This is a genomic window from Oleiphilus sp. HI0061, from assembly GCF_001635675.1.
Genome location: NZ_LWFE01001806.1, coordinates 1 through 1,141 on the forward strand (window position 1 = coordinate 1; position 1,141 = coordinate 1,141).

At 41.5% G+C, this 1,141-nt stretch carries 1 protein-coding gene and 1 pseudogene; both read right to left on the reverse strand.

Annotated elements, in window-relative coordinates:
* A pseudogene (locus tag A3735_RS27490) lies at positions 1-367 on the reverse strand (AarF/ABC1/UbiB kinase family protein); the annotation flags it as partial.
* Positions 368-829: 462 nt separating this feature from the next.
* On the reverse strand, positions 830-1,141 hold a 312-nt coding region (locus A3735_RS27495; RefSeq protein WP_231882672.1), incomplete at its 5' end, for an AgmX/PglI C-terminal domain-containing protein.

Genomic DNA, 1,141 nt, shown 5'->3' on the forward strand with positions numbered 1-1,141 from the left:
GACTGTAAAGCTCATCCAAAGGCGCGCCTAACTGGAGCTCAATCTGAGCCTTAATTATACTAAATTCAACTGGGGGCGCTTCTTTCTGGAGTTTTACTAATGCTTCTGAAAACTCTTTGGGCAATAAATCTTGAGTTTGTGATGCGATCTGTCCGATTTTCATCACAGCCCCCTTAAGCTCACCTAAAGTATCAACGACATCACCAGCCATTTTAGAATAGGTTTCGCGTTTACTTAAGGCAGCATTATCATCAGATTTAAAAACCGACTTGACCCGGTCAGAGGCATAACGACCGGCTACAGAGGCTGTCATTCCAGCTAATTTGATAAAACGTCCTTTCCGGGAACTAATTGTTTTTTTGGGCATAGTTTATATCGAGAAGCATTAAAGGGTGATTTTGACAAACAGCTGTCATTTTAACGATTACGTTAATCTATTTAACACTTAAATTGAGGTGCTCTGCAACAAAGAGGGGCTTAGTTGGGACTGAATAACGGCGCTTTAGTCCTAGAATTTACTTTAACAAAGTGAAATAAGTGGTAATTACGCCCAAACTAAGCCCTTTGGACGATTCAACTACGCCCCCCTCGCCTGTATTATTCCCTCATCGGTAAACAGGAAGAAGAGCACTCAGGCCGCTAACTTCTTCCTGTTTGCAGCTATCTAACGAGGTTCCTTAATTGGCATGTTAGAACTGATAATTTATTCTCCTTAAAAGGCACTTAGTATTTTCGGCTACTAGTGCCTTTTTTTTATGCCTGAATAAGTAGTCTCACTTTATAAACACTAGCTCACTCCTTTCCCTCATCGCTTACCTTGCCAAACGACCTAGTTTGGGCGAAAAGGGAATGGGATATTTATGGTGGTTTGCATTACATTCTCAACACCAAAGTCAGCTAAATACATTCGTTTAACAATTTTATTCTCGAGAACAGGGTGATTAAGCTCGGAACTTACGATACGGCAGAAAGAAACCTCCCCGCTTGGTTCGATTATCACTTCTAGCATTAACAAGCCCTCAAGAAAAGGGTCTTTTCGCAATTCCCGAACGTATAATTTGTTAAAGGCTGACTTTAAGGACTCGGCGACGAGACGAATATTTTCTTCGCTACGCGAAAGCATACCCGAAGCTGCTTCTTC